This is a genomic window from Lactobacillus sp. M44 (assembly GCF_058130005.1).
Window position 1 is genome coordinate 557,427 of sequence record NZ_CM176707.1, and the last position, 13,275, is coordinate 570,701.

A 13,275-nucleotide genomic window follows, 5' to 3' on the forward strand; every position below is an offset into this window, starting at 1 on the left:
AGGTTTTTATTTAATGGACAATGAATAGTTGTACGGGGTTGCACCGTTATTGCAAAATATGAGTGTGGCAATTTTTGCCAAACTTGGGTGGCACCGCGAAGCTATAGTCGATTCGTCCCAACTGTTGTTGTGGATAGATCGGCTTTTTTATTTATAGGAGGAAATATGTTAGATATAAAAGTTATTAGAGATCGTCTTGACTGGGCTAAGAAAAAACTCGCTACTAGAGGGATAAAACCAGAAACTCTAGATAAATTAGTAGAAATTGATAAAAAAAGACGTGCAAGTATCAATGAAAGCGAAACTTTAAAAGCTCAACGTAATGACGTATCTAAAAAAATTGCTTTAGCAAAACGCAATAAAGAAGATGCTAGCCAAGCGATTAGCGAGATGCGTGAAGTTGGCAAAAAAATCAAAGAATTAGATGCTAAAATCGATAAATTAACTGAAAAACAAAATTATATTTTGTTGCGTTTGCCTAATTTCCCAGCTGATTCTGATCCAATTGGTCCTGATGAAAGTTATAACCAAGAAGTTCGTAAATGGGGAACTCCAACTAAATTTAATTTTGAACCAAAGGCTCATTGGGATTTAGGGGTGGATTTAGATATTTTGGATTTTGATACTGCAGCTAAAGTCTCAGGTGCACGTTTTGTATATTATAAAGGTGCAGGTGCGCTCTTAGAGCGTGCAGTTTACAATTTCTTTTTGGATACTAATACTTCTGAAGGATATACTGAAGTAATTCCGCCTTATTTAGTAAATGATGATTCAATGCAAGGAACAGGTCAATTTCCTAAATTTACTGAAGATGTTTATACAATTGTAGATAATGATGATCCTGATAAACCAAAGGATTTAACTTTAATACCAACTGCAGAAGTACCGCTAGTAAATTATTTCCGTGATAGAATAGTCAATGAAGATAAACTTCCTATTAATGTAACTGCATTGACTCCTGCTTTTAGAAGTGAAGCTGGTAGTGCAGGCCGCGATACTAGAGGATTAATCAGAATGCACCAATTTAATAAGGTAGAAATGGTTAAAGTTGTTAAACCAGAAGATTCTTGGGATGAACTAGAGCGCTTGACTCATAATGCAGAAACGTTATTGCAAAAACTGGATCTACCATATCATGTTGTTGCATTATCAACTGGGGATGCAAGTTTTACAAGTGCTAAGACATATGATCTAGAAGTGTGGCTTCCATTTCAAAATAAATATCGTGAAATTTCTAGTTGTTCAAACTGTACTGATTTCCAAGCTCGTCGTGCACAGATTCGTTATCGCGATGCAGATGATAAAGTTAGATTAGTTCATACGTTGAATGGATCTGGACTTGCTGTAGGTAGAACTGTAGCTGCAATTATGGAAAACTATCAAAATGAAGATGGTTCAATCACAATCCCCGATGTATTAGTTCCATATATGCATGGTATGACTAAAATTACCAAAGAAAGTACTTTATATTAAAAAAATCAGAGCCAAAAAGGCTCTTTTTTTATGCAAAAGACTAGCCAAACAAGCAAGATAAATGATATATTATTTAAGTCGCAAAAAACGATATCCAAGATATAAAACAAGAAGCTTAAAAGCCTTGAACAAGAAGTTAAAAAATAAAGAATAAAGTTCTTGACAAAGAGAAACAAAGCTAGTAATATATTTAGATGTCGTCAGTTGAAAGGCTGAGCGGCGCAAAAGATTTATCAAAAAGTTCTTGACAAGAAAGAACGAGTTATGATAAACTAATAAAGGCTTTTTACAAAGCAAGTTAGTACTTTGAAAACTGAACAAAGTTTCGCTAAATAGTGTGCGGGTGTAAGAACCCAAAACAAATAAGCGAAGTCAATTTCGCAAGCAATAAATTTGAGATAAACAAATCAAAAAAATCTAGAGCTAAAAAGCTCAAACTTTTAAAATTGAGAGTTTGATCCTGGCTCAGGACGAACGCTGGCGGCGTGCCTAATACATGCAAGTCGAGCGAGCCTGCCTATAGAAGTTCTTCGGAATGGAAATAGATACAGGCGAGCGGCGGATGGGTGAGTAACACGTGGGTAACCTGCCCTTCAGTCTGGGATACCTTTTGGAAACAGAAGCTAATACCGGATAAAAGCTTTAATCGCATGATTGAAGCTTAAAAGGCGGCGTAAGCTGTCGCTAAAGGATGGACCTGCGGAGCATTAGCTAGTTGGTAAGGTAACGGCTTACCAAGGCGATGATGCATAGCCGAGTTGAGAAACTGATCGGCCACATTGGGACTGAGACACGGCCCAAACTCCTACGGGAGGCAGCAGTAGGGAATCTTCCACAATGGACGCAAGTCTGATGGAGCAACGCCGCGTGAGTGAAGAAGGTTTTCGGATCGTAAAGCTCTGTTGTTGGTGAAGAAAGGTCAGGGGAGTAACTGCCCTTGACTTGACGGTAATCAACCAGAAAGTCACGGCTAACTACGTGCCAGCAGCCGCGGTAATACGTAGGTGGCAAGCGTTGTCCGGATTTATTGGGCGTAAAGCGAGCGCAGGCGGATTGATAAGTCTAATGTGAAAGCCTTCGGCTCAACCGAAGAATAGCATCGGAAACTGTCAATCTTGAGTGCAGAAGAGGAGAGTGGAACTCCATGTGTAGCGGTGGAATGCGTAGATATATGGAAGAACACCAGTGGCGAAGGCGGCTCTCTGGTCTGCAACTGACGCTGAGGCTCGAAAGCATGGGTAGCAAACAGGATTAGATACCCTGGTAGTCCATGCTGTAAACGATGAGTGCTAAGTGTTGGAAGGTTTCCACCTTTCAGTGCTGCAGCTAACGCATTAAGCACTCCGCCTGGGGAGTACGACCGCAAGGTTGAAACTCAAAGGAATTGACGGGGGCCCGCACAAGCGGTGGAGCATGTGGTTTAATTCGAAGCAACGCGAAGAACCTTACCAGGTCTTGACATCTAGTGTAAACCCAAGAGATTGGGCATTCCCTTCGGGGACACTAAGACAGGTGGTGCATGGCTGTCGTCAGCTCGTGTCGTGAGATGTTGGGTTAAGTCCCGCAACGAGCGCAACCCTTATTATTAGTTGCCAGCATTAAGTTGGGCACTCTAATGAGACTGCCGGTGACAAACCGGAGGAAGGCGGGGACGACGTCAAGTCATCATGCCCCTTATGACCTGGGCTACACACGTGCTACAATGGGCAGTACAACGAGAAGCGAACCTGTGAAGGTAAGCGGATCTCTGAAAGCTGTTCTCAGTTCGGACTGCAGGCTGCAACTCGCCTGCACGAAGCTGGAATCGCTAGTAATCGCGGATCAGCATGCCGCGGTGAATACGTTCCCGGGCCTTGTACACACCGCCCGTCACACCATGAGAGTCTGCAACACCCAAAGTCGGTGAGATAACCGCAAGGGATCAGCCGCCTAAGGTGGGGCAGATGATTGGGGTGAAGTCGTAACAAGGTAGCCGTAGGAGAACCTGCGGCTGGATCACCTCCTTTCTAAGGAAAAGGCAAAGGATATGGAGAGTAGCAATACTAAGAGAAGTATCCAAAGACCAGGAAGCACACTAAAGAAACTTTGTTTAGTTTTGAGAGTAGTAACTCTCAAGTTAGTACATTGAAAACTGAATAACAACGAAAAAAACCGAGACAATCAAAGAGAAAAGACCGAGAGCGTAAATAGAGAGCGATCGAACGAAAAAGTTAGGTCAAGTAGAAAAGGGCGCACGGTGAATGCCTAGGCACTATAAGGCGAAGAAGGACGTGACGAACCACGAAAGGCTTCGGAGAGCAGTAAGTAAGCTAAGACCCGGAGATATCCGAATGGGGGAACCCAGTGCAGAGATGCATTATTTATCAGTGAATACATAGCTGATAAAGGCGAGACGCAGTGAACTGAAACATCTAAGTAGCTGCAGGAAGAGAAAGAAAGATCGATTTTCTTAGTAGCGGCGAGCGAACAGGAAAGAGCCTAAACCATAGGATTTATTTTATGGGGTTGTAGGAAATACGATAAAGCATAAGAGCAGAGATAGACGAATTATCTGGGAAGGTAAGTCAAAGAAGGTGAGAACCCTGTAGTCGAAATCGAAGCGAAGTGTGAGTATTCTCCTGAGTAGGTCGGGACACGAGGAATCCCGATTGAAGCGACGAGGACCATCTCGTAAGGCTAAATACTCGATAGTGACCGATAGTGAACCAGTACCGTGAGGGAAAGGTGAAAAGAACCCCGGAAGGGGAGTGAAAGAGAACCTGAAACCGTGTGCCTACAAATAGTCAAAGCACATTAAAGTGTAATGGCGTGCCTTTTGTAGAATGAACCGGCGAGTTACGTTAATTAGCAAGGTTAAGTCAGAAAAGACGGAGCCGTAGCGAAAGCGAGTCTGAAAAGGGCGCAATAAGTTAGTTGACGTAGACCCGAAACCAAGTGACCTACCCATGTCCAGGCTGAAGGCCAGGTAAAACTGGCTGGAGGGCCGAACCCACGTAAGTTAAAAATTGCGGGGATGAGGTGTGGGTAGCGGTGAAATTCCAAACGAACTTGGAGATAGCTGGTTCTCTCCGAAATAGCTTTAGGGCTAGCCTCGTGAGAAAGGATAATGGAGGTAGAGCTCTGTTTGGACTAGGGGCCCGTCAGGGGTTACTGAATCCAGATAAACTACGAATGCCAGATATCCATACACGGGAGTCAGACTGCGAGTGATAAGATCCGTAGTCGAAAGGGAAACAGCCCAGATCACCAGTTAAGGTCCCAAAATCTATGCTAAGTGGAAAAGGATGTGGAGTTGCGCAGACAACTAGGACGTTGGCTCAGAAGCAGCAATCATTCAAAGAGTGCGTAATAGCTCACTAGTCGAGTGACGCCGCGCCGAAAATTTACCGGGGCTAAGCATAGTACCGAAACTGTGGATGTACTTGAAAAAGTATGTGGTAGGAGAGCGTTCTAATAGCGGAGAAGTCAGACCGAGAGGACTGGTGGAGCAATTAGAAGTGAGAATGCCGGTATGAGTAGCGAAAGACAGGTGAGAATCCTGTCCACCGCAAGACTAAGGTTTCCTGGGGCAGGCTCGTCCGCCCAGGGTAAGTCGGGGCCTAAGGTAAGGCTGAGAAGCGTAGCCGATGGATAACAGGTAGAGATTCCTGTACTAATACTAATCGTTAATAGCGATGGAGGGACGCAGGAGGCAAGTAACGCATGGAGCTGGAATCCATGTGCAAGCAGTAAGGATAAAGATGAGTAAAATGCTTATTTTTAGGAAGTCTGAGCTGTGACGCGGAGCGAAATTAAAGTAGCGAAGGTTATGTAGTCACACTGCCAAGAAAAGCTTCTAGCAAGAGAGGTATTACCCGTACCGCAAACCGACACAGGTAGTCGAGGAGAGTATCCTCAGGTGAGCGAGAGAACTCTCGTTAAGGAACTCGGCAAAATAGCCCCGTAACTTCGGAAGAAGGGGCGCTGATCGAAAGATCAGCCGCAGTGAAGAGGCCCAAGCAACTGTTTATCAAAAACACAGGTTTCTGCAAAATCGTAAGATGACGTATAGGAGCTGACACCTGCCCGGTGCTGGAAGGTTAAGAGGAGCGCTTAGCGCAAGCGAAGGCGCGAATTGAAGCCCCAGTAAACGGCGGCCGTAACTATAACGGTCCTAAGGTAGCGAAATTCCTTGTCGGGTAAGTTCCGACCTGCACGAAAGGTGTAATGATTTGGGCACTGTCTCAACGAGAGACTCGGTGAAATTATAATACCCGTGAAGATGCGGGTTACCCGCGACAGGACGGAAAGACCCCATGGAGCTTTACTGTAGCTTGATATTGGGTAACTGTAAAAGATGTACAGGATAGGTAGGAGCCAGAGAAAGCAGGACGCTAGTCTTGCTGGAGGCGCTGGTGGGATACTACCCTTGTTTTACGGTTGCCCTAACCTAGGTTGAAAATCGCAATCAGGGACAGTGTCAGGCAGGCAGTTTGACTGGGGCGGTCGCCTCCTAAAAAGTAACGGAGGCGCCCAAAGGTTCTCTCAGAATGGTTGGAAATCATTCATAGAGTGTAAAGGCACAAGAGAGCTTGACTGCGAGAGAGACAACTCGAGCAGGTAGGAAACTAGGGCTTAGTGATCTGGTGGTACTGCATGGAAAGGCCATCACTCAACGGATAAAAGCTACCCTGGGGATAACAGGCTTATCTCCCCCAAGAGTTCACATCGACGGGGAGGTTTGGCACCTCGATGTCGGCTCGTCGCATCCTGGGGCTGAAGTCGGTCCCAAGGGTTGGGCTGTTCGCCCATTAAAGCGGCACGCGAGCTGGGTTCAGAACGTCGTGAGACAGTTCGGTCCCTATCCGTCGTGGGCGTAGGAAATTTGAGAGGAGCTGTCCTTAGTACGAGAGGACCGGGATGGACACACCGCTGGTGTACCAGTTGTCATGCCAATGGCACCGCTGGGTAGCTAAGTGTGGACGGGATAAGCGCTGAAAGCATCTAAGTGCGAAGCCCCCCTCGAGATGAGATTTCCTTTGTGTAAAGCAATAAGACACCTCTAAGACTAAGAGGTAGATAGGCTGGAAGTGGAAGGATAGTGATATCTGGAGCAGACCAGTACTAATCAGTCGAGAACTTGACCAAAGAGATTGTAAGGTAAGGAAGTTGTTATTCAGTTTTGAGTGTAAGAGCTCAAAAAGAGGAAGAAAAGTGCGGTGGCGCTAGCAAGAAGGAAACACCCGTAACCATGCCGAACACGGAAGTAAAGCTTCTTAACGCCGAGAGTAGTTGGTGGGAAACTGCCTGCGAGGGTAGGTAGCTGCCGTGCTTTTTTTAATAATCCGGTTTAGCTCAGCTGGTAGAGCGCTTGACTGTTAATCAAGATGTCGTCAGTTCGAACCTGGCAACCGGAGTAAAGTGAGAAGGAAAGATGAGAGTCTTTTCTTTTTTTATTGCACTTTTTTGATTAAGTTTTTACCCTTGATTCCGTTTACAACGTTGAACTGATAATGTTACAAACGTGTTATGTTAATAAATTTGTGCGCATTTAGACCAATTTTATAGTAAAATAATGTTTGTATGTCAGTATAAGGTTTATTAAAGAGGAGGGAATTAAATGGTAGGAATTATCCTAGCAAGTCATGGTGGATTTGCAGATGGTATTGCACAATCTGCTCAAATGATTTTTGGTAAACAAGATAATTTTGCACATGTTATCTTAAAGCCAGATGAAGGTCCTGATGATATTCGCGCTAAGATGGAAGATGCCATTGCTTCATTTGATAATCAAGATGAAGTGTTGTTCTTAATCGATTTATGGGGAGGTACTCCTTTTAATCAAGCAAATAATTTGATTAAGGATAAAGCAGAAAAAGCTGCTAATTGGGCTATTGTTACAGGTATGAATTTACCTATGGTTATTGAATCTTTGTCTCAAAGATTTTCTGTAAATTCAGCTAAAAAAATTGCTACTGCAATTGTTGAACCCGCAAAAGACGGAATTAAGACTCAACCTGAAAGCTTAATGCCTAAAACTACGGTTAAAAAAGAAGTCACTAGTTCAAAACAACCTACAGGCTCAATACCTGAAGGAACAGTACTAGGTGATGGTCATATTAAATTTGTATTAGCACGAATTGATTCACGTTTATTACATGGCCAGGTAGCTACTGGCTGGACAAAGGCTACACTTCCTGATCGTATTATCGTTGTTTCAGATAATGTTTCAAAAGATAAATTGCGCAAAACTATGATCGAAGAAGCTGCTCCTGCAGGTGTTCATGCTAATATTGTTCCAATTAAAAAGATGGCTGAAGTTGTCAAAGATCCACGTTTTGGTAATACACATGCATTAATTTTATTTGAAAATCCTGAAGATGCTTTACGCGCAATCAAGGATGGCGTGGATATTAAGACATTAAATATTGGATCAATGGCTTACAGTAACGGTAAAGTAAATGTTAATACTGTTTTAGCAATGGATCAAAAGGATGTAGACACTTATCGACAATTGGAAAAGATGGGCGTTAAATTTGATGTTCGTAAAGTTCCTTCAGATAGTGCTGAAAACTTCAATAATTTGTTAAATAAAGCTCAAAAATTAATTGATGAGCAAAAGAATAAATAATCTATTAGGAGGATAATAAATGAATATTATTCAAATGATACTGGTTGTTTTAGTTGCCTTCTTAGCTGGTATGGAAGGTATCTTGGATCAGTTTCAATTTCATCAACCTATAGTTTCATGTACTTTGATTGGTTTAGTTACTGGTCATTTGACTTTAGGTGTTATTTTAGGCGGTACTCTTGAAATGATTGCATTAGGCTGGGCTAATATTGGTGCAGCTATTGCTCCAGATGCTGCATTAGCTGGTGTTGCTTCTGCTATCATCCTGATTCAAGGTGGTAATGGACAAAAAGGCATTGGTACTGCTATTGGTATAGCTATTCCTTTGGCTGTAGCTGGGTTATTTTTGACTATGGTTGTTCGTACTATTTCAACTGCCATTGTTCATATTATGGATAGAGATGCCGAAAAGGGAAATTATCGTAAGATCGACATGTGGCAATATATTGCTATTGCTTTGCAAGGTTTGAGAATTGCAATTCCTGCAGCTTTGTTATTAGCTATTCCATCAAATGTTGTACAAGGCTTACTTGAAAAAATGCCTGCATGGTTAAATGAAGGAATGTCAATTGGTGGTACGATGGTTGTTGCTGTTGGTTATGCAATGGTTATTAACATGATGGCTAACCGTGAAGTATGGCCATTTTTCGCAATTGGTTTTGCTTTGGCAGCTGTTCAAGATTTAACTTTGATCGCTTTAGGTGCAATTGGTTTAGCATTAGCATTAATTTATTTAGCATTAGAAGGTAAATCTTCAAACAATAATAGTGGAAATGACGCTTCATCAGGTACTGGTGACCCACTTGGCGACATTTTGAATGATTATTAAAAAGGAGGATACGATTATAATGGCTGATAAAAAAATCCATTTAACAAAAGCTGATCGTATGCGTGTTTCATGGCGTTCAACTTTTTTACAAGGTTCATGGAACTTTGAAAGAATGCAAAATGGTGGTTGGGCATACAGCTTAATCCCTGCTTTGAAAAAACTTTATCCTGATAAAAAAGATTTGGCAGAAGCACTTCAAAGACATTTAGTATTTTTTAACACTCACCCTTACTTAGCAGCTCCTATTTTAGGTGTTACTCTTGCCTTAGAAGAAGATCGTGCTAATGGTGCTGAAATTGAAGATGAAGCTATTCAAGGTGTTAAGGTTGGTATGATGGGACCTTTAGCTGGTGTTGGTGACCCAGTATTTTGGTTCACTATGAGACCAATTATTGCTGCTTTAGGTGCTTCATTAGCTATTCAAGGTAACGTTATGGGACCTATCTTGTTCTTTGTTTTATGGAACATCATGCGTATTGCCTTTTTATGGTATACACAAGAACTAGGTTATAATTTAGGTTCTAAGATTACTGAAGACTTATCTGGTGGTTTATTGCAAAAGGTTACTCGTGGTGCCGCTATGATGGGTATGTTCGTTTTGGGTGCTTTGATTGAACGTTGGGTTAAAATTGATTTTAAGCCTATAGTTTCACAAAGTCCTATCCAAAAAGGTGGATATATTGAATGGAGTAAATTACCAGCAGGTGGTAAAGGAATTCAACAAGCATTATTACAATGGGACATGGGCAAAGGCAAATCTTTGACTCCTGTTAAGACAACAACATTGCAACAAAACTTAGACTTATTGATTCCTGGATTTGCAGCATTATTATTAACATTCTTATGTATGTGGTTATTAAAGAAGAAAGTTTCTCCGATTATCATTATTTTAGGAATTTTCGTAATTGGTGTTGCTGGACACTATATTGGATTACTTTAATTTAAAATGGCACAATCTTTGAATACAAAAGTTGACTTAACAGTTGATGCAACATGGTTTAGATCTATTGCTGTATATGGCAAAGTTATGGTTGGCGATAAAGCATTTGAATTTTATAATGATAGAAATGTAGAAGACTACGTTCAAATTCCATGGGATGAAGTTACAATGGTTGTAGCTGATGTTTATTTTGGTGGAAAATGGATTCCTCGCTTCGAAATTCGTACTAGAAAAAATGGTACATTTATTTTTGCAACGAAAAATCCCAAAAGAACATTAAGAGCAATTCGTAACTATATACCTGGCGATCACATTAGACGTGCATTGAGTGTAATTCAAAAAATTAAACAGCGATTTACTCGTAAATAGAAAAAAAGGGCGTTTTTCAAAAACGTCCTTTTTTCTATTTATTAAATGTATTTGTTTCTACTGATTGGATAAATTCTGCTAAATGTGCGTAATAAACATCAGGATTATCTACCATATGATGATGTCCTCCATAAGGAGTAGTTACCAATTGTGAATTTGGAATTAATTTATTCATAGTTTTTGCAGTTTCTAGTGGCATAGTTTCATGTTCACCAAAAGTTAATAAAGTTGGAACTTTAATCTTATGAAGTTGATCTCTAAAATGCCAATCTTTTAGTTTTCCAGTTATCACAAATTCGTTATCACCTTGAAAAGCATTATATACTGCTGTTCCACCTAAATCTTTTAAATGGTATAGCTTTGAAGGTTGCTTTCGATCAACGAAATTAATGTTTAAGATTTGAACATCTGATTGATAACGTTGATTATCATATTCACCGCTAGCTTCAATACGTCTCATAAAGTCAATCTCTTCTTTGGATAAAACCTCCTTGCGGCGCTTATTTACTGCGGCTGCGTATTCATCAATTTCATCAACCATTGAAGAAATGATAGCACCATTTAAATGATTACCATATTTTACAGCATATTCTTGAACTAATAATCCGCCCCAACTTTGACCAATTAAGTAAAAATTATCAATACCTAATTTTTTTCTGACCTCTTCAACTTCATCTAAGAAATATTCATAGGTAAGATATTTTTTAGCAATTTTAGGATCACTATAATCAGGTTGATCTGAATATAATGAACCCAATTGATCATACATGTGAACTTGAACATTTAAACCCTGTTTAGCAAGTTGATCAGCGGCATCCTCCCAATATTCATGGTTACCGCCAGGACCGCCATGCAGTGCTAATAAATGAATATCTCCATTTCCTTGGGTGTTAGTCCATAAATGATAACCATTATCAAGAGTAATAATGGTTGTTCCTTGTTTCATAATTCAAATATCTCCTTAATTTTTAGTTTGATAACAAAACATATGTTTATATTTTAACCTATCTCCCAAAGTATTTGAAGGCTCTTTCATGAAATGCCAATATTAAATATAAGTTATCTTGCTAAAATAAATGATTATTAGATGTTAAAATTTAAATGTATTAAATTCGAGGAGAAAATTAATGGCAATAACTATAAAAGATGGGGTTTTAAATATACCTGGTGCACAAAACAAGTTACGCAAAAAAGGTAAGGAAATCCCTGATTTTTTGAATGATTATACTTTACTTGATATTGAAACAACTGGATTAAGTCCAATATATAATCGGATAACTGAACTTGGTGGGATAAAGGTTCGTAATGGGGAGATAGTAGATCAATATACCAATTTAGTGAAATTTCCTGATTCAACTAAAGTTCCTGCATTTTTAACAAAAATGAACGGAATTAGTGAAGAATTAATTAATGAAAAAGGTGTCCCAGCTGCAGTTGCTGCTGAGCAGTTTCGAAAATTTATCGGGTCAGATACAATCATTGGCTACAATGTAAATTTTGATCTGAATTTTTTATATGACTTAATGAAAAAATACAAATTACCAGTGCTGTCAAATAATTATGTAGATGTATTACGATTTGCACGTGTATTTTACCCAAGACAACATAATAGATTAATTGATGTAATGCAACGGGCAGGAATTGCTCAAATAGAACAGCATCGCGGTTTAGATGATTCAATTGATACTAAAAAAGTTTATGATGATTTTAAAGAAAATTTCACACCAGATATGTTGAAACAAGTCCAAAATAAAATTAAAAATGTTGATTTAACTGCTGATGATATTGATCTCATTCAATTAGGTTTCCGTAATCCAATAAATGCAAAAAATATTGTTTTAACTAATAATTTGCAGATGGATCAAGCAGATGGATCTAAAATGATAACTAATTTAGGTGGAAATTTGCAAGAAAAACCAATGATGAATACTAATTATTTAATTATGGGAGATCATGATTTCTTAAAAAAAGATAATCTTGAATTAAATGAAGCGCGTAGTTTAATCAAAAATGGCGCAAAAATAAAAAGACTATCTGAAACTTTCTTCTTAAATATGTTAGATGATTGGGCACGTAGTTAATGAAGAAAAGGCTTTAATTGTAAAGCCTCTTTTTTTATAATGTAGATAATAATATGGAGGGTATTTTCATGGCAAAACGCAGAAGAAAAAAGAAGCAATCCGCAACAACAACACTTATTACCAGTATTATTTTGTTGGGCATTTTGATATGGGGTGGTTTATTTAATTCAGGCAAAAGTACAACTTCAAATAATACTAACGCACCTAAATTTAGCATATCTAGCAAACAATCTAGCTCTAGTCAAAAAAAAGCTGTCAGTCAAAGTCCAATTCAATCAGCTAGTAGTGCCAATAATGAATATGGTGGATTATCTGATAATGATTATCAAAAATTAGCGAATCTGAATTTTAAAAGTGGTAACAGTTCATACATTGTAGTAAACAATGATAAATCAACTTTGATTAAAAACGCTTGGAAAGTTAATAAGGTAATTTATTCTAACTTAGATTCATTAAACCGAACTTCTCATTCAAATACTGCATTTTTAGAAAAAAGAAATGTCGCAAATGATTCATTGCGTGTTCGCCAATTTGTGAATCCAACTGCATGGCATTCTAATAAGCGTAATGGTGTGCAAGTATATAATCGTGGGCATTTGATTGCATATTCAGTTTCTGCAGGAATAGATCAAGATGGAAACTATAATCCACAAAACCAATCAGGAGATCAAAATAATCCTAAAAACTTATTTACTCAATCAGCTTATACTAACCAACGTATCCAAACTATGTTTGAAACAGATGTTAGGAAAGCACTACGTGATAATAAAAAGGTAATTTATCAAGCTACACCAATTTTTAGAGGTAATGAATTGATGGCTAGAGGGATTAACTTACAGGCGGTTTCTTTAGATGGTAGTTTAGATTTTAATGTGTATATTTTTAATGTTCAACCTGGATTTAGTTTTAATTATAATAATGGATATTATCAAGTAGATCACAATATGCAAGTTCAATAAAAGGAAAGTAATAA

General features: G+C 39.3%; 8 protein-coding genes, 1 tRNA gene and 3 rRNA genes. 11 read left to right on the forward strand and 1 reads right to left on the reverse strand.

The window, feature by feature from the left end:
- Positions 1-165: 165 nt before the first annotated feature.
- From serS to AC38BG_RS02780, 9 genes are all read left to right on the forward strand, one after another.
- Positions 166-1,473 (forward strand): serine--tRNA ligase, encoded by a 1,308-nt coding sequence (serS, locus tag AC38BG_RS02740; RefSeq protein WP_489937641.1) that lies wholly within the window; start codon positions 166-168, stop codon positions 1,471-1,473.
- A 442-nt stretch (positions 1,474-1,915) separates the two neighbouring features.
- A 16S ribosomal RNA gene (locus AC38BG_RS02745) occupies positions 1,916-3,479 on the forward strand.
- A 207-nt stretch (positions 3,480-3,686) separates the two neighbouring features.
- Positions 3,687-6,600: ribosomal RNA gene (locus tag AC38BG_RS02750) — 23S ribosomal RNA — on the forward strand.
- A 67-nt stretch (positions 6,601-6,667) separates the two neighbouring features.
- A 5S ribosomal RNA gene (gene rrf, locus AC38BG_RS02755) occupies positions 6,668-6,784 on the forward strand.
- The 16S, 23S and 5S rRNA genes sit together here with 1 tRNA gene alongside, the layout of an rRNA operon.
- Before the next feature lie 12 nt (positions 6,785-6,796).
- Positions 6,797-6,869, forward strand: a tRNA-Asn gene (locus AC38BG_RS02760).
- A 203-nt stretch (positions 6,870-7,072) separates the two neighbouring features.
- Positions 7,073-8,083 (forward strand): PTS sugar transporter subunit IIB, encoded by a 1,011-nt coding sequence (locus AC38BG_RS02765; RefSeq protein ID WP_489937642.1) that lies wholly within the window; start codon positions 7,073-7,075, stop codon positions 8,081-8,083.
- A gap of 19 nt (positions 8,084-8,102) precedes the next feature.
- Positions 8,103-8,912, forward strand: coding sequence for a PTS mannose/fructose/sorbose transporter subunit IIC (locus tag AC38BG_RS02770; RefSeq protein ID WP_489937643.1), 810 nt, complete (start codon positions 8,103-8,105; stop codon positions 8,910-8,912).
- A gap of 19 nt (positions 8,913-8,931) precedes the next feature.
- The gene (locus tag AC38BG_RS02775; protein WP_489937644.1) at positions 8,932-9,852 is read left to right on the forward strand and encodes a PTS system mannose/fructose/sorbose family transporter subunit IID; all 921 of its coding nucleotides are present in this window, start codon (positions 8,932-8,934) and stop codon (positions 9,850-9,852) included.
- A 6-nt stretch (positions 9,853-9,858) separates the two neighbouring features.
- A complete protein-coding gene (locus AC38BG_RS02780; RefSeq protein WP_489937645.1) occupies positions 9,859-10,221 on the forward strand; it encodes a DUF956 family protein in 363 nt (120 codons plus the stop codon).
- Positions 10,222-10,255: 34 nt separating this feature from the next.
- Here the strand turns inward: AC38BG_RS02780 and AC38BG_RS02785 are convergent, their stop codons facing one another.
- A complete protein-coding gene (locus tag AC38BG_RS02785) occupies positions 10,256-11,167 on the reverse strand; it encodes a proline-specific peptidase family protein (RefSeq protein ID WP_489937646.1) in 912 nt (303 codons plus the stop codon).
- 181 nt (positions 11,168-11,348) lie between these two features.
- Between AC38BG_RS02785 and AC38BG_RS02790 the strand changes: the two genes are divergently transcribed.
- Positions 11,349-12,302, forward strand: coding sequence for an exonuclease domain-containing protein (locus tag AC38BG_RS02790; protein ID WP_489937647.1), 954 nt, complete (start codon positions 11,349-11,351; stop codon positions 12,300-12,302).
- Positions 12,303-12,370: 68 nt separating this feature from the next.
- Positions 12,371-13,261 carry a DNA/RNA non-specific endonuclease gene (locus AC38BG_RS02795; protein ID WP_489937648.1) on the forward strand — a complete coding sequence of 297 codons (891 nt, stop codon included), beginning with the start codon at positions 12,371-12,373 and terminating at the stop codon, positions 13,259-13,261.
- Positions 13,262-13,275: the final 14 nt, after the last annotated feature.